This window comes from Cupriavidus sp. F041 (assembly GCF_057814235.1).
In genome coordinates this window covers 190,000-205,880 of sequence record NZ_JBVASY010000004.1, presented here as the reverse complement: position 1 = coordinate 205,880, position 15,881 = coordinate 190,000, and the positions used below count along the sequence as shown (strand labels likewise).

Annotated in this window: 12 protein-coding genes and 5 pseudogenes; 10 read left to right on the top strand and 7 right to left on the bottom strand. The window is 60.3% G+C overall.

Features of this window, described 5'->3' with window-relative positions; all coding sequences use genetic code 11:
• The first annotated feature begins 257 nt into the window (after positions 1-257).
• Together ACZY0R_RS42145 and ACZY0R_RS42140 are read left to right on the top strand one after the other, a co-directional pair.
• The gene (locus ACZY0R_RS42145; protein ID WP_488867617.1) at positions 258-1,463 is read left to right on the top strand and encodes a tetratricopeptide repeat protein; all 1,206 of its coding nucleotides are present in this window, start codon (positions 258-260) and stop codon (positions 1,461-1,463) included.
• A gap of 227 nt (positions 1,464-1,690) precedes the next feature.
• Positions 1,691-1,807 (top strand): annotated as a pseudogene (locus ACZY0R_RS42140) (DUF4126 family protein); the annotation flags it as partial.
• A gap of 811 nt (positions 1,808-2,618) precedes the next feature.
• Here the strand turns inward: ACZY0R_RS42140 and tnpC are convergent.
• The 3 genes from tnpC to tnpA all read right to left on the bottom strand — a co-directional run bounded on the left by tnpC (position 2,619) and on the right by tnpA (position 5,194).
• On the bottom strand, positions 2,619-4,229 hold the full coding sequence (gene tnpC / locus ACZY0R_RS42135) for an IS66 family transposase (RefSeq protein ID WP_488856669.1): 1,611 nt from the start codon (positions 4,227-4,229) through the stop codon (positions 2,619-2,621).
• A gap of 138 nt (positions 4,230-4,367) precedes the next feature.
• On the bottom strand, positions 4,368-4,721 hold the full coding sequence (gene tnpB, locus ACZY0R_RS42130) for an IS66 family insertion sequence element accessory protein TnpB (RefSeq protein ID WP_488856668.1): 354 nt from the start codon (positions 4,719-4,721) through the stop codon (positions 4,368-4,370).
• The gene (gene tnpA, locus ACZY0R_RS42125; RefSeq protein WP_488856667.1) at positions 4,721-5,194 is read right to left on the bottom strand and encodes an IS66-like element accessory protein TnpA; all 474 of its coding nucleotides are present in this window, start codon (positions 5,192-5,194) and stop codon (positions 4,721-4,723) included. Before tnpA ends, tnpB begins: the two co-directional genes overlap by 1 nt.
• 410 nt (positions 5,195-5,604) lie before the next feature.
• Here tnpA and ACZY0R_RS42120 point away from each other — a divergent pair.
• The 3 pseudogenes from ACZY0R_RS42120 to ACZY0R_RS42110 form a co-directional block, all read left to right on the top strand.
• Positions 5,605-6,373: pseudogene (locus ACZY0R_RS42120) on the top strand (histone deacetylase family protein); the annotation flags it as partial.
• 83 nt (positions 6,374-6,456) lie between these two features.
• A pseudogene (locus tag ACZY0R_RS42115) lies at positions 6,457-7,630 on the top strand (IS3 family transposase); the annotation flags it as partial.
• A gap of 124 nt (positions 7,631-7,754) precedes the next feature.
• Positions 7,755-7,853, top strand: a pseudogene (locus ACZY0R_RS42110) (histone deacetylase family protein); the annotation flags it as partial.
• 972 nt (positions 7,854-8,825) lie between these two features.
• Here the strand turns inward: ACZY0R_RS42110 and ACZY0R_RS42105 are convergent.
• On the bottom strand, positions 8,826-9,344 hold the full coding sequence (locus ACZY0R_RS42105; RefSeq protein ID WP_488867615.1) for a hypothetical protein: 519 nt from the start codon (positions 9,342-9,344) through the stop codon (positions 8,826-8,828).
• Positions 9,345-9,930: 586 nt separating this feature from the next.
• Between ACZY0R_RS42105 and ACZY0R_RS42100 the strand changes: the two genes are divergently transcribed.
• Positions 9,931-11,529: a SagB/ThcOx family dehydrogenase gene (locus ACZY0R_RS42100; protein ID WP_488867613.1), complete on the top strand. Its 1,599-nt coding sequence runs from the start codon at positions 9,931-9,933 to the stop codon at positions 11,527-11,529.
• A 165-nt stretch (positions 11,530-11,694) separates the two neighbouring features.
• On the opposite strand, the gene ACZY0R_RS42095 is transcribed toward ACZY0R_RS42100, so the two are convergent.
• Positions 11,695-12,648 carry a DnaJ C-terminal domain-containing protein gene (locus tag ACZY0R_RS42095; RefSeq protein ID WP_488867611.1) on the bottom strand — a complete coding sequence of 318 codons (954 nt, stop codon included), beginning with the start codon at positions 12,646-12,648 and terminating at the stop codon, positions 11,695-11,697.
• Positions 12,649-12,808: 160 nt separating this feature from the next.
• On the opposite strand from ACZY0R_RS42095, the gene ACZY0R_RS42090 reads away from it, so the two are divergent.
• The 3 genes from ACZY0R_RS42090 to ACZY0R_RS42080 all read left to right on the top strand — a co-directional run bounded on the left by ACZY0R_RS42090 (position 12,809) and on the right by ACZY0R_RS42080 (position 14,072).
• Entirely contained in the window at positions 12,809-13,243 is a 435-nt protein-coding gene (locus ACZY0R_RS42090; RefSeq protein ID WP_488867609.1) for an Hsp20/alpha crystallin family protein, read from the top strand.
• An 18-nt stretch (positions 13,244-13,261) separates the two neighbouring features.
• The gene (locus ACZY0R_RS42085) at positions 13,262-13,642 is read left to right on the top strand and encodes an Hsp20/alpha crystallin family protein (RefSeq protein WP_488867607.1); all 381 of its coding nucleotides are present in this window, start codon (positions 13,262-13,264) and stop codon (positions 13,640-13,642) included.
• 106 nt (positions 13,643-13,748) lie between these two features.
• Positions 13,749-14,072, top strand: coding sequence for a hypothetical protein (locus tag ACZY0R_RS42080; protein ID WP_488867605.1), 324 nt, complete (start codon positions 13,749-13,751; stop codon positions 14,070-14,072).
• 105 nt (positions 14,073-14,177) lie between these two features.
• On the opposite strand, the gene ACZY0R_RS42075 is transcribed toward ACZY0R_RS42080, so the two are convergent.
• Both ACZY0R_RS42075 and ACZY0R_RS42070 read right to left on the bottom strand, forming a co-directional pair.
• Positions 14,178-14,615 carry a hypothetical protein gene (locus ACZY0R_RS42075; RefSeq protein WP_488867603.1) on the bottom strand — a complete coding sequence of 146 codons (438 nt, stop codon included), beginning with the start codon at positions 14,613-14,615 and terminating at the stop codon, positions 14,178-14,180.
• Between the two features lie 149 nt (positions 14,616-14,764).
• Entirely contained in the window at positions 14,765-15,025 is a 261-nt protein-coding gene (locus ACZY0R_RS42070; RefSeq protein WP_488867601.1) for a transcriptional regulator, read from the bottom strand.
• A 333-nt stretch (positions 15,026-15,358) separates the two neighbouring features.
• Here ACZY0R_RS42070 and ACZY0R_RS42065 point away from each other — a divergent pair.
• Positions 15,359-15,879: pseudogene (locus tag ACZY0R_RS42065) on the top strand (DNA cytosine methyltransferase); the annotation flags it as partial.
• Positions 15,880-15,881: the final 2 nt, after the last annotated feature.

Genomic DNA, 15,881 nt, shown 5'->3' with positions numbered 1-15,881 from the left:
GGCCTGAGCCTTGTGCGGGCAGAGTGGCCTGGGCAGCCAGTCCCAGCCTTTCATGGCTCGTTCATTTGACGGCCAAGTCGGCCGATACGCTGACGCTGGGGGGACCGCTCATCCCCCCAGCGCGCCGGTGTGCGACTGGGTGCTCTCGGCGGCGAAACAGGTTGGCTGCTGTCAGACATCCCAACGCCTTGAGTTGGACTACGCTGAAAGCGCATCGGAGCACTTCGCATCAGCAATTTGCAATGCAATGAGCCAATATGATTAATGCGCGTACCGGTAGACCTCTTACTACTGACCGTCCAGAAGCTGCCGAACGGTATCGGCTCGCTGTCGATCGCATCCTCGGTTCCGAGGCGGGCGCCGCGGAGGCCCTGGATCAGGCTTTGGCGCTGGACGGCAATCTCGCCCTGGCCCTGGCTGCGCGCCATATGCTTGCCAAAGACTCCAATGCTGCGGACGCCGATTTTTTCAAAGAGCGTGCGCTACTGGCAGCACGAACTGCGCTGCCATGGGAGCGTGCGCATATCTCCGCGCTCTTTGCCCTGCTTGAAAACCCTTACACCAATCTTGCGGCTACCGAGGCCTACATCGCTGCCAATCCCGGTGACCTGCTAGTCATCTCGCAACTTTGTGGTTATCTGATCTTCTATGGAGGTGCGCACAAGCTTGAGCGCGTTCTCGATATCATGGAATCGGTCGATCCCAGTTTGCATGATGATTGGGCCTGGCTCGCGCGTCTGGGGTTCGCAGCCAGTGAGGCCGGTGATCACAACCGTGGTCGTGCACTTGTCGAGCGAGCCCTGCAGCAGCGCCCGCAGGCTCTCTACGTGATCCATAGCTATGCGCATGTGCTACACGATCAGGGTGAGCCTGGAGAGTCATTGAAATTGCTGGGTGACTGGCTAAATGAACACCGCCCGTCAGCGGAGGGCGGCGCTATGTATGGTCATGTGCAGTGGCACCTGGCCCTGGCAGAGTGGCAGTTGGGGTTAACCGAGCAGGCATGGCAGCGCTATGAGCGCTACTGTGCACCAGAAGCCACTCGCTGTGGTCCGATGCTGACTCTGGCCGATTGTGGCGGCTTCTTGTTGCGTGAATACCTGCGCACAGGAACTACACGTCCAATTTCAGCCGCGGTTTCCACCCTGTCCGAGCGCTTCAACTCTATGCTGTCGCATCCGTTTATAGCGCTGCATCTTGCTGGAATTCAGGCATCGGCGGGCGACATTGCCGCGCTTGAGCAAAGCAAGGCGGCTATTGCGGCTCGGGAACCCAGCGACCAGGCGCGGCTCTCGCTCCGGTTGGTTGATGCCGTCAGTCAGTTTGCCAGAGGGCAGTACGCTGAGGCAGCCGATACATTAAAGCTGATATCTGCAGATCAGCGCGTTGGCGTCGGTGGAAGTCGTGTTGAGCGCATACTAATCGATCTGCTTGAAACAAGAGCAGTTGAGCTCGCTGCCTAGTTCGCATATTCCTCTGTTTGCAACTTCACAAGACCCCGATGTGCGGGCCACCGTCATTAAGGCGGCTGCCCTTCGGCGGCAACGAACAGCCGGTATGGGCCGGTTCTTGAATGCACAGCCCAGATGGCAGGAATGGCGGCTGAACGGCGAAGGCAGCTATAGCCGCCTTCGCGCTACACTCGTTGCAATGGCGCACGCCGATCTGGAACCCTTGCGAGAGGATCGCCATGCTGGAACCAGCAGCGCTGGCCGCAGGCATGTCCTGGGCGAGCGGCTTTCGCCTCTACCTGGCTGTTCTGACCGCAGGCACGCTGGACCGGCTGAATCGAGCGGTATTGTCGCCAGCGAACCCGCAGAGCCCTTCTCTAGGTCTTTTGCGCGGCGCCTGCGTGCCAGGTTCAAGCCTGTTTCAGAATGAGGCAGGCGAAATGCAATCTCGATGCGGCCAATGTCTATGTGCCGGCCTTCATGACCGACTTCAACGCGCGCTTTGCCAAGGTACCTAGAAGGGAGTTCGATGCGCACCAGCAGCTGCGCGGCGACGAGGTGGGTGTCGGCAAGCCTCACGCTGCAGTACGCCAAGGACCTGGCGCGCACTTCGCGTGGCGCGAGTGGCGCAAGCCCGCGTGCCTGCCTTGGTCACGTGCGCGGTGCCCGCCAGCGTGCCCCCCACCAGTCCGGCGGCAGCCACCCGGTACCTGCTGGCCGACCAACCGGAATTCCGGCGGCTGAGCCACCGCATCGAGGTGTTCGAGTATCCGGACGGGCGCGTCGAGCTGTGGGCCGATGGCACTGCCCTGCCCTACACCACCTACGACAGGGTGGCGTCATCGATCAGGGCGCGATCGTCGAGAACAGCGGCTCGGGCGGGTGCTGGCGCTGGCCGTGCAGGTCCAAGCGCGGCGCGACAGCCGGCGCTGGCCGGGGCGCCACGCACGCTGGCGGGCGAGCCGCCGCGCCCGCTGCACGCGGCGCCGGGCACCAAGCGGCAGCGGCGGATCAACCGTAACCGCGCAATTCAGCACACTGTATTGAGAGTCGTTCTCGGCGAACAGGCGGGCTCGGCCCTATTGCGACGCTCGAGCAGGATCGGCAATGTCCGATGGAGGTACCAGGAATCGCGCGCCGGGGCAGTGCCGGCGCCCTGTCATGTCATCAACCGGGGTTCGTCATTGCGCTCTGCTGGCTGGCGTAGTTGAACGGCAGCAGGTCGCTGATGTCGGCGTCCGCCGCACGCTGCGGCAGCTCGGTGAGAACGTGAAGCAGATACGCATACGGCTCGACGTTGCAGGCGCGGCACGTGAGCATCAGGCTGTAGATCGTCGCGCTCGCCTTCGCACCGGCAACCGTGTCTGCAAAGAGCCATGCCTTTCGCGCGGTTGCAAAGGGTCTCACGTCGCGCTCTATCACGTTGTTATCGAGGGGTGCACGCCCATCGATAACATAGCGGCTGAGGTATTCCCACTGATTGCGCGTGTAGCTGATCGCCTTGCCCAGCAGACTTTCAGGCAGAACCTGCGGTGCCAGTTCGTCCAGCCATTTCCTGAGCGCCTCCAGTAGCGGTACGCTGTGTTCCTGCCGCAGTCGGTAGGTGTAGCCGGCCCGTGTCTCGCCCTCTGGCAGTTCTCTGCGAGCAAGTGTCTCGACCTGATACAGCGCCTTGAAGTACTCGAGCGCCTGCTGTGCGCGACCGCCGGGCTTCTTCTGGCCCTTGTGCGCGTCGACGAACAGTCGTCTCGAATGTGCAAGACACCCGAAGTGCGTGACGGCTTTGAGCGTGCGCCAGGCGCTGTAGCCGTCGGTCATCAGCATGCCTTCGTAGCCGGCGAGAAACGCCTGCGGATATTGCTGACCACGCCCCGGCTGGTAGTCGAACAGCACCACAGGCTGTTCGCAGTCCTGTGCGCTTCTGTAGAGCCACATGTAACTCTTGCTCTGCGCGGTCTTGCCTTCTTCCTTGAGCACTTGCACCGTCGTCTCGTCGCCGTGGATCAGCGGCTGCGACAGCAGCGTCTGGCGCATCGCCTCGTACAACCGGCTGTAGTGCAGTTCGGCAGGCCTGATGATCCAGTTCGCCAGCGTGCCGCGGCCCGCCGGAATGCCCGCACGGGCCAGCGCGTCTTCCATCCGGTATAGCGGCGTGCCATCCACGTACTTGCCGGTCGTCACCGTCGCGATCATCGCCGGACTCGCGTTGCTACCTGGCAGCGGTTGTACTGGCATCGGCGCGACCACGATCGGCGTGCGCTCCGCGTTGCGCTCGCAATGGCGGCACGCGTATTTGAACCGTACGTGCTGCAACACCGAGGCCTTTACCTCGATGTGCAACTGCTCGCTCGTCTCCTCGCCCATGCGATGCAGCGGGCTCTGGCAGCATGGACAGATTTTCTGTTCCTCGGGCAGGTCGTACTCGATGCGCTGGCGCGGCAACGACGCCGGCAGCGGCTTGCGTCCCCGCTTGCGGTGTGCAGACTCATCGACTTCCGGAAGTCCCGTATCGGGCAGCGTGAACGCGTCATCGGGATCGTCGCCAGCAGGTTCTGTCGCGGCGATCTGCTCGGCTTCGTCAAACACCCGATCCTTGAGCTTCTCGCTGCTCGGCGCGTAGCGTTTGAGCTGCGCGAGGCGGAACTGCTCTTCGAGCTGCTCGATACGCTGCGAGAGTTGCTGGGCTAGCGACTCGAGATCCAGATTCTTCTTCTCGAGTTCTCGGATATAGGCCTGGACGTCAGGCGGCAGATCAGGGATGAGGTCATGTGCAGGCATGCCATTCACGATAGCGCAATCGCATCGCCAACAGGTTTACGTCGAATCCATATCAATGGTATCGGCCAATCCCCTGGCGAGCAGCCGCCTCGCGAAGCCTATGGCCAGAGCCCGCACCCTGGCCTCCCTCACGCTGACTCAGCTCGCGTGCCGGTAGCGCCGCGAAGGGTGTCGGCGAACGGCTTCGATGTCGATACCTTCAAGCAGCCAGTGCAGTTGCTCGGTGGTGAGTTCCATCACCGCCTGCTGGCGGCGTGGCCAGGCGAAGTGGTCTGCTTCCAAACGCTTCATCAGGAGCCAGAATCCGGAGCGGTCATAGAGCAGAAGCTTGACCCGATTGCGGCCGCGGTTATGGAACGCGAAGACGGCCCGGGCGAACGGATCGAGTTGCATCGACTGCTCGACCAACGTCACCAGACTGTTCAGGCCGGCCCGGAAGTCGATAGGCTCGCGGTGCAGATAGACCCGCAGGTCAGCGTCGAGGCGGAACATCAGGTGTCCCCCAGCGCCGCGATCATCGCCTTCACGAGCGTCCCATCTTTCGGTGTGCATTCGAGCTCGATGGTTACGCCGTTTGGCAGCCGTGCCGACAGGCGTGCCAATTGTGGCGAAGATGAAGATTGCGGCACGGGAACAGATGTCGATTCCGGCGATGCCGGCCGTGACCGCTGGGCTTGAGGAGGTACGCCGCGAACCTCTACTACCGGAACGAAGGCCGATGGCGCGCCTTCGACGGCGCTATCCATGTCAATACCACCTTGTCTTTCTGCTTTGTACTGCTTGACCCAGCGCCACAATTGGTTCGTGTTCACCCGGGCTCGGATCGCCATGCTGGCAACCGATACGCCGGGTTCAAGGCAAGCCTCGATCAATCTTCGCTTGCCCTGCCTGTCGTAGCTGCGTTTCCCGTTGGCGCCGACATTGGTCACTCGCAGCGGCAGGAAGTCAAAATCGCTATCGTCCATGAATTGTGCCCACGAAAAAAATCGTGGGCACAATCCTGCGCCTTTCGGGGCGTCAACGCTACGTGCGGAGAAAATCGCGCTTACGATCAACCGGCCGGACCTCGCGCGGGCCATCGTTGCTTCGACCGCCCCACCCTGAGCCGGACTCTGCCGCTTCCGGTTAGCGCCACCGCCCGATGGACCAACCATCAAAAAGTTAAATACCACACACAAAACGCACGACCGTGCCGACATTTGAATTTGGCTGGGGCGGCGACACTTCAAAGCCGGCTGGACAGTTGGTGTTCGCGCGACCCGGCGACCCCGGCCCTCCTGATATATTACATATTTGATAGGATTGTGAAGATCGACGTGGACAACCGGTGTGCGATTCAGGGAACGGCGCCGGTTGAAACTGAGTACAGCCGAACATGACAATTACGATTATTTATACCCACACCGCGTGTCTCGAACACCGCCCCGGGCCGCACCATCCGGAGTCGCCCGAACGGCTAAGAGCCGTCGTGCAGGCGTTGCGGACGCCGGAGTTCACTTCGCTGGAATGGCGCGATGCGCCGATGGGCACCGTCGAGCTGTTGCAATTGATCCACGATTCGTACTACATCGACAAGATCGCGCAAAGCGCCCCCACCCACGGATACGTGCCGCTGGACGCTGGCGATACGGTCATGGCGCCGGGCTCGTGGGAAGCCGTCATGCGCTGCGTCGGTGCTGCTTGCGCGGGTGTCGATGCGGTGATGGACGGCCACGCGCGTAACGTGTTCTGCGCGACGCGGCCGTGCGGCCATCACGCTGAACCGGCGAAGGCGATGGGCTTTTGCATTTTCAACCAGGCGGCGATCGCGGCAGCCTACGCCTATGAGGTCCACAAACTCGAGCGCGTCGCTGTGGTCGATTTCGATGTGCATCACGGCAATGGAACCCAGGCAGCTTTCTTCGACCGCCCGGAGCTGTTCTATGCGTCCAGCCACCAGTCGCCTTTCTATCCCGGTACCGGAGCCCGGTCCGAGACAGGGGGTGAACCACAATATCGTCAACGTTCCGTTGCCTCGCGGCTGTGAGTCGGCGCAGTTCCGTGCCGCGATTTCTGCCCTCGTGCTTCCCTCGCTAAGGGCGTTCGCCCCCGAAATCCTCATTGTCCCCGCGGGATTCGACGCGCACCGCCTGGATCCCCTCGCTGCATGAACCTTAAAGTGGACCCATGATTTGAGGCAGTGATCAGGCGGTAGTTTAAGCTGTCGTCCTTGACGGGGTGATGGCGAATGAGTGAAGGCAAGAAACGCAAGGTGCACACGGCGGAATTCAAGGCCAAGGTTGGTCTGGAGGCGGTGCGCGGGGTGAAGACGATCAGCGAGATTGCGCAGACATACGGCGTGCATCCGGTGTTGGTTGGGCAGTGGAAGAAAGAAATTCTTGAGCGGGCCGGCGCCCTGTTCGAAGCCAGGCGCGGCCCGAAGCCGGCCGAGGACAAGAGCGGCGAGGATCGCCTGTACGGCGAGATCGGGCGGCTGAAGATGGAGGTGGACTGGCTCAAAAAAAAGTTGGGGGAATGAGCCGGGAAGCCCGGATGGGATGGATCGATGGCGCGGAGGAATTGCCCTTGAGCCGGCAGTGCGACCTGGCGGAAGTGTCGCGCGCAACGGTGTATCGGCGGCTGGGGAAGAGCGCGACGAGGATCTGCGGCTGTGCCGGCTGATCGACGAGGAATATACGAACCGGCCGTTCTACGGCAGCCGGCGCATGGTGGTGTTCCTGCGCGGCCAGGGCTGCGTGGTGAACCGCAAGCGTGTGCAGCGCCTGATGCGCGAGATGGGGTTGGCGGGCATGGCGCCAGGGCCGGCGACGAGCGCCAAGCATCCGAAGCACAAGGTCTATCCCTACCTGCTGCGCGGCGTGGCGGTGACGCGGCCGAACCACGTGTGGTCGACCGATGTGACCTACATCCGGCTGGCGCGCGGCTTTGCCTACCTGGTGGCGATTATCGATTGGTACAGCCGGAAGGTGCTGTCCTGGCGCCTGAGCAACAGCATGGACGCGTCGTTCTGCGTGGACTGCCTGGAGGATGCGCTGCGCGAGTATGGAAGGCCGCAGATGTTCAACAGCGACCAGGGCTCCCAGTTCACGAGCCACGTCTTCACGGGCGTGCTCAAGCGCGAGGGCATCGCCATCAGCATGGACGGTCGCGGCCGGGCGCTGGACAACATCTTCGTCGAACGGCTGTGGCGCAACGTGAAGCACGAGGATGTGTACCTGAAGGGGTACGCCAACATGGCGGAGCTGATGATCGGGCTGGCGCAGTACTTCTCGTTTTACAACGAGGAACGACCGCACCAGTCGCTGGGCTACAAAACGCCGGATGCCGTCTATGCCAGCGGCGAGGGCGGTGGGGCAATGATTGTCGATAAGTTCGGCGGTGCGCGGGGAGAATCCCCTGCTCCGCTACGCTGCGCAGGGGATTCTCCCCGCGCACAACCAGGGCAGCGCTGTTCCGCTGCATGTGAAGAAATGGATGCAGCTTAAATTCGGTTGAAAGCTGTCTTGACTGAGGGGTCCACTTTACCTGGAGGACAGCGACTTCCATTGGATCACCAAGGAACTGATGCAGATTGCCGACGAGACGTGCGACGGTCGCATCGTATCGATCCTGGAAGGGGGCTAAATCCTTGAGGAACTCGAGGCCTTCACTGAGTCGAAGTCTTTACCCGCCACGTCCTTGAGATACGTGACGTGCTGTGCGAGCAGCAGCTCCATTAGGCACTGACGAACCTCTGGGGAAAAACCGGACAGAAATACGGCGGGGAACATCCAGACACATCCAGACGGCAAAATCGCCTGTCTCTTTCCATTGGATCGCGAGCGTCGCTAGGCCGCGGCCAGGTCGCGCAATTGAACGTTGTGGAGTCCTGCCGCTGTGGCTGCTGCGGGATGGCGCTCAAAAGGGCTTTCACGGATCTTTGGCAGGGAACCATTATTTGCTGGCTGGCTGAGTGGCGGCAATGCGCAGGCGATTCCGCGAATGTCGGATGAGGGATTTTCTGGGATGTGGTCAATGCGGACGCGTCGCCCGGAGACTGCGGGGCCCGCGCAGTTCGCTGCGCGGGCTGTTTGTTCTGGGCGCCTCGGCGTAAGTGCTACGCGTAATCGCCAAACCTATCTGGGTCGTCCGGCATCGTCCATTTGACGGCCTTTTCTTCGACGTCTTTTGCCTGTTTCGGGACTACGGGCAATGTCGTGTGGGGTGCGAACTCCGAGATTAGCTGAGATTTTGGTACGTTGATGACTTCCTCGCCGTCTTCGGACCAACATTTGAACCTGACGGTCATATGTGACTCCGGTTAGTGACTCAATCGCTCTGCATTGGAATGCACAGGGTCCGACTATCATGATAGGTCGGATATATGAGAGTTGACTGACGTCAATAGCGACAGGCAACTGGGGCAGTCCGATTCTGTCGGCGCGTTGTCGGACCGTTGCTCAAGGCAGAGATTCCTAAGAATCCGCCACCGTCGTTGCAGGTGCGTCTGGGCACGCCTCGCAAGCCATTATCAGCAGCGGAAGCCGTCTCTTCAGGAACCGGCAGTCGCGGCCGAGACGTAAGCCTAGTCCGGTGGCAATAGAATATATTCCATTTTCATATCCAGCGGAGATGACGCAGAAAATCGCCGTGCTCCTCTATGCCGACCCCGCCTCTGCCATATAGCAGGGTCTTAACCTTATCCTTCTCGGAAGATTTGCAGCCCACAATCATGAGAATCTCGCCTTGCGACAATAAGGCCGCATGCCGGGCTAATCGAGGCCGCGATAGCCTGCTTCCACTCAAGGCGCCGAGGAACCAGCCACCGAAGCCGCCGATCATAAAGCCAAGGCCATAGGCGGTGAGACTACTCAGCGGGTCAGAATGGTCGCCGTAGTATCCGGCGAGAGCTATACTCAGTACCGCGCAGATAATATATCCAGCCATCGAAACTTCGGGTCGGAAGGTGGTATGGCTGCTATCGGCAACCGGAAAGCCTTCGATAGGCTTGAGGCCTCTCCCCAGGAACCACGGGCCCGTTACGTAAGTGGGCGCCCTTGATAGGGCAAGCACCTGAGTCCAGCCATTTCGGGCCGAAGCAGCATCTGTGAAACGAAAATAGAGAAGGGTACGCATAGCGGCACCTCGGTTATCCGGGCACAACTGCGCTCGGAGGGTTGAGACCCATGGTGTCAACGTTGATTGGTACAGCCGGACAGGAATGCCGCGATGGCAGCGTCAGAAATCCGTTTGTAGGCGCGATAGCACTACAAGTGATGTTGATGAAGCATTGGATTGCTGCTTCGACGCGAACTAGCTCAAATCTGCAATCTGCTTGCTTTGCGGATCGAATTGACCGGGTTGCGCAGTCTTGCGACCTTCATCTGGTTGTTCACTCTGGCGCTTTCTCGATGTTGTCGAGCGCTTTGTCTGGGCCAGAGGTATTGGGGCGTACTTCATGAGCGCCTTGTCATTGCTTATGGGCTGTTGTTATGTTACTTCCTAAGAACACGCTCTTGTGACTTGATTCCCAACAAGAGTTACTCAATTGGGTGGGCGCCAGACAGCTTTCCTCAAGGAGGCCGTGGACCCGATCAAGGCCATGGAAGAGCGGAATTGAAAATGCCCCTCCCGGTACTCCGATGCGCTCACTTGTCGCCGCGACACCATGTTGCCGATAAGGATCCATAATACAAAATCAGTATTCCTGGGCTGAAGGCACATGAGCCGATTAACGCAGGTGTTGCTTGAATATCACGAGCGCAGCAAGCACCGTGTCAACAGCTACGCTCCCGGCCCCAGAGGGCTCGACTGGACAACCCAGCCAGATCCGTTCCGGGTGTTTCAAGGCACACCGCGGATTGCTCTGCCATTGGTCGCGGACACCTTGGCCGCACGCTACAACGAGCTGCGCTGTGGCACTCTGCCGCCCGCGCAAAGATTCTGTCTGCGTACCCTGGCAATCCTGTTTGAACTTTCACTCGGCCTCTCAGCGTGCAAGTCCTATGGTGCTCAGCGGTGGTCACTGCGCTGCAATCCTTCGAGCGGGAATCTGCATCCGACCGAGGGCTATCTTCTGTGTCCGGCTCTGCCTGGCTTGTCTGGCGGGGTCTACCATTACCTGAGCCGCGACCATGTACTTGAACGGCGTGCTGAAGTGGACGATCCGCGATGGACCGAGGCGTTTTCGGGCGGCGGTATCCTGGTCGGCATAAGCTCGATCCACTGGCGCGAGGCGTGGAAATACGGAATGCGCGCCTGGCGCTACTGCCAGCATGACTGCGGCCATGCTATCGCTGCAGTGAGTTACGCCGCGGCAGCACTCGGCTGGCAGACGCGGCTGGTGGAGGCTGCCGCGGATGATGCGTTGGCCGCAGCGCTTGGACTGGACCGCCGCGAGGATTTTGGGGCGGCCGAACCAGAGGTGCCGGATGCCCTGCTTTGGATCGGCAATCCTGAAGCACAGCCGGACCCTGAGTGCCTGCGGGCTGCTTTGAATAAGGCGCACTGGTACGGATACGCGAATCAACTGAGCGCGGGACATGAGAGTTGGCCAGACATCGATTCGATCCATCGCGCCACGCACAAGTCTCGTACTCGCGAGCCGAGTTCGCTAAACCCGGAGCCGCACCTGTGGTCCGGGACGCCCGCCCTTGATCTTAGCTTTGCCCGAATTGCTCGGCAGCGCCGCAGCGCGATGAGTTTCGATGGTACGACGCGCATCACCACCGCGGCTTTTTTCGCCATGCTGGCATGCCTGTTGGTACGCAGCGACACGCCACCGTGGAATACGCTGATGTCTCCTGTCGCAGTGCATCCGGCGCTATTGGTGCACCGCGTGGACGATCTGGAGCCGGGCCTGTATGTGCTAGTGAGACATTCCGGGGCGCTGCCTAGCCTCAAGCATGCTTTGCGTCCGGAATGGCTGTGGCAAAAGACTGGGCCGGACTATTTGCCTCTCTATTTTCTGCTGCCTTACGATTTACGCGCGGTGGCAAAGATGATTTGTTGTCACCAGGACATCGCCGCCGATTCCTGCTTTGCGCTGGGAATGCTTGCAAATTTCGAAATCGCCCTGAAGCAACCGTGGCGTTATCGCCATCTTTTCTGGGAATGCGGCATCCTCGGCCAGGCGCTCTATCTTGAAGCCGAAGCCTCCGGAGCGCGCGCTACGGGAATTGGCTGTTTTTTCGATGATGAAATGCACGCCATGCTGGGAATCAAAGATCACGCTTGGCAAAGCCTGTATCACTTTACCATCGGTGGCGGCATGGTCGATCAGCGCTTGTCTACATTCGCACCGTATGAGGTTCAGCCTTGACTCGAAAGTGCTACGTTCCGATTCGTGGGACAGGAACCTTGGCAAACTGAAAGTATCGCCGTCCAGACAGCGAGCACGGTGGTATCTTTCTGCCGCCACTTGCTCGGGAGTCAGCCATGCATCTTCCATCAAGCTGCCGATCAGAATGTCGTCATCAAGCTTGGATCAGGCACTCCTATCAGGGCGCGGCTTAAAGGCCAATTCCCGCGCCATGGTTTCATAAAGCTCCCGCGCTTTAGGGGTATTTGCCGGTGGCAACACCACTTGGAGGTCCAGCAGCAGATCACCCGGTGGATTCGCGGGGATGCCCTTGCCGCGCACGCGTAGCTCATTGCCGCTCTGCGCGCCGGGGGGAATGCGCACCTTCAGTTCTCCCCCAGGCAAATGGATGGGCACCACCGCCCCCAGCGCCGCCTCCCATGGCGCCACCGGCAGGGTGAGGTGTAGATTGCGTCCCTTCACTTTCAATTGGTCGTGCGGTTTGAAGTGCACTTCCAGAAAAAGATCCCCCGCCGGCGCACCACCGATCCCCGGCGCACCCTGCCCGCCCAGACGGATGAGCTGACCTTCGCGCACGCCTTTGGGAATTTTCACGCTGAGGGTCCGGCTCCTGAGTTGCACCCCGCCCTGGGCGTCCACGCTTGGCACCTGCAGCGAAAGCTGACGGGTGGCGCCGGTAAAGGTGTCTTCCAGGTCCAGCAGCACCTTGGCGTGGTGATCGCCACCGCGCGACGGGGACTTGCCACCATGTGTATGGAAACTGCGGTGTCCGCCCCCCACGTGGCCAAACAACTCAGCAAAGAAGTCGCTGAAATCGGCCTCTTTCCGGGGCGAGAAGCCCCGACTGGAGAACTCGAAGCCGGTGTCCCAGTCCGGCGGCGGATGGAACTTCTGGCCGGGCTGATGGCCTCGTCCCAATTGCTCGTACGCTGCGCGCTTTTCCGGGTCGGAGAGCACGGCATAGGCCTCGTTGAGCTCCCTCATGCGCAGTTCGGCATCCGACTCCTTGGAAACGTCGGGATGGAACTTGCGCGCGAGCTTGCGGAACGCCTTCTTGATGTCCTCCGCGGTGGCGTCGCGCGCCACTCCCAGTGTTTTGTAGTAGTCCTGGAATTCCATGCGTGTTCTCCTTTTCACGTCTCTAGCACTGCTCTTCCGCTCGAAAGAATGATGGCGAATATCAGTCAAATCAAGAACTTGATATCCTCGGGGGAAGCCTTACCATTGCAACCGGGGACGCCAGAATATGGCGCCCGCGCCAAAGCGAATGGAGGCAAACATGATGTATCGATCCCTGTTTCCCCGTGACGTATTCTCAGAACTGGAACGCCTGCAGCGCGAGCTGCACCAGCCGTTCGAGCTGTCTCCCAGCATTCGCGGTCGGGTCAGTTTTCCGGCCATGAATGTAGGCGGCACACCGCACTCGGTGGAAATCTATGCTTTCGCCCCCGGCATCGATCCGGCCAGCCTCGACGTCCAACTGGTGAAGGGCGTACTGACTATTGTCGGCGAACGCAAGCCCGATCTCTCTGACAAGGACGAGCAAACCTCCCTGCATATCGATGAACGCTTCGCCGGCCGCTTCCGCCGTGTGGTGAGCCTACCAGACGACGTGAATCCCAATGCGGTGGAAGCCAAGTACCGCGACGGCGTGCTGCACATCAGCATCCAGCGCCTCGAAGCCGCGCAGCGGCGCCAAATCAGCATCCAGTGATGCGAGGAGGATCTGGCCATGAGCGAAAATACTGCTGTTACCAAACAAGCCGACACAGCCAGCGCTGAAGCGGCCCTGATACCGCCAGTGAATGTGTACGAGGACGTCGCAGGCATCACCCTGTACGCCGATCTGCCGGGTGTGCCCAAGGACAAGCTGGTCGTGCAGGTGGAAGGCGACATCCTGACCATCAAGGGCGACGTCGTCCTGGATCAGCCGGAGGGCATGGACGCCAGTTACGTGGAGGTTTCCCTGCCGCGTTACCGGCGCGTGTTCACGCTCTCCAAGGAACTAGATGCCGAGAAAGTGGTCGCCGAGTTCAACCACGGCGTGCTCAAGCTGCGCATCCCCAAAGCCGAATACGCGCAACCGAGCCGCATTGAGGTCAAGATCGCGTGATGTAATCCGAGCGGGCCGTGGGCATCGCCCATGGCTGCCCACACGTAGGCGGGCTGACATGAAACCGGAATCCTTGAAAGAGGGTTTCGGTTCTTTGTGATACAACGTGGTCGAAGGCTGGCACCATCCGACGCAGACTGCTGCTGGCGCGCTGACCCGGTTCAACCCAGGTGAAGATGCCAATCTGCCGGGCAAGAGCGAAATTGAAAACAGCTTTTATCTGCCGACCCAGGGCTGGCCCATGCGGGGTAGCGACGTATTCGAAGACGAAAAACGCGTGGTGGTGCTCCGGGAGGTGCCTGCGGATGTCCGGATGTCCTTTAAGCTGGTTTTTATTTCCCTCCTTTTCGGCGGCGCGGGCCGCACGGTTCATATCGCATCACGTAGGGGATTGGGTTCACTCGCCCGCGTCGAAACTGCTCGGCAATGATTCCAATATCCTATTTGTCAATTCAAGGATAAGAAATTCTGCATGGTTTGCCGTGCATGGAAATGGGGCAAGGTCAAGGATGACTCTGGAGTCTTCCGCTTGCGATCACCCGGGGTAAGTCAGCGAACGCTTCGTCGCTTGCGTTTCCATCTCTTTCTTGTAGTCATCAACCCACTCGCCAAACTGCGGATGGATATAAAAGTCGAGAACGTCTCCCACTTTGATAGAGAGTGGATTTCTTCCCAGGAGCATCGATAGTGCAATGCGCGCAATCTGAAACGGCGCCAAGTCAATCGCATCCACTAAAAGACCATTGGGACGGTGGCTAACCGTGAGCATATCCGTCGCTTGGTCGTGGGCGTCCACTACCAGCCCTTCCATGCTCCCGAGTAGCGGCTTATGTTCTATCTCTGGCGAGACCGGGTAGATGCTGACCGTGCCAGCACTGATTCGGTGTTCTTTATGCCACCTGCCCAACGCCCAGGTTTCCGTCGGGTTCTCTCCCCAGATTTCCAGGGTGCCTTCATCAATCTGCGCCCTCATGGTTCTATCTCCACTGACAATGTGCAGTATGCCTCTGCCGGTTTCGGGCACGCTCCAACCACCTTCGAGTTGGGCTGCCTTCCAGCCTAATATCCCTATCTGCCAGGTGGCGGGTTTTCCTACCCCCGTGCCTCATGGCCTGGGGTATCTCATTCCAGCTTATCGAATGCGCAGGCTCCCAGATCTTTACTGAAGCGCTGCACCCAATCTGTCTCGTAGCCGATGGGGTATTCCCGCGTAACTCGAGTTGATCGTCTGGTTACTGCGACATATCCCTGCAGACCAAAGTTTTCGTCGCCCTTTGGGTCCGTCGTATCGGTCTCGGCAAGCTCGAAATCATCTTCTGCCAGACCGTTATGCTGCAAAGCAACAAGAAATGCCCGATATTCGTCCGACTCAATCAATTTCATTGTCGGCTCCTCGCCCGTCCAACGCAGATGTGGTGGCTTCCATCCTGTTGGTGAGTGGCGGACAAGCCTCAGGTTCACTGGCACCGCCTCATCTTCCAAAGGGCGTCGCTCTCGGGCGCGTTCTTCTGGCGTCACGGCGCAGTGCCTGGAAGCATCATGGCTGCGGACTGTGGGGTTAAAAGTGAATCACCACGCCTTCATCGTAGACCTATTTTTTGGCCTCTGGCAGTAAGTGACTCTCATCCTCACAATAGCGCCACGCTTTAAGGTAGACAAATGCCGGAGCGGCAAAATGGAGGGCATTGACTCAGAAAGCGACGAGCCGGCCGGCCCGTCATTGCGCGCAGCGACACGGGCCAGGGTGCCTATGCGGTGGCTGACCCGCGTCCAGGCATGCGGCGCGAGCGCGGCGACCACTACCTGACCGGTGGGCACTATGGCGTTATCGGATGGGACCAACCCAGCGGCGCTGTGTCAGCAGCTGCTGGCCACGACAACGGCCGCTGGTCGGTTGCTGACCCGCGGCTGCCGGCGGAGAACGACAAGCTGATCGCGATCATCCGCGCGCTGGACGGCACCTGGCACCGCCCTTTCACCACGCTGGAGCTGGCGGCGCTGCACTCGCTGAGTGAGCCCGAGGAATACCTCGAACTGGACGGCCGAGCGATCAGGTATGGCGCGAGCGCATCGGCAACGCTGTGCCGCCGGACGCCGCGCGCGCGATCGCCGAGGCAATGGGCACCACCCTGCTACTGGCCGAGTCGGGCGAGACGTTCATGTTGTCGGCCACGCCGGTCTGGGTGCGGCCAGTGGCGGTGGCGTTGTCGGTGGCACAGCCTGCGGAGGTGATGTAATG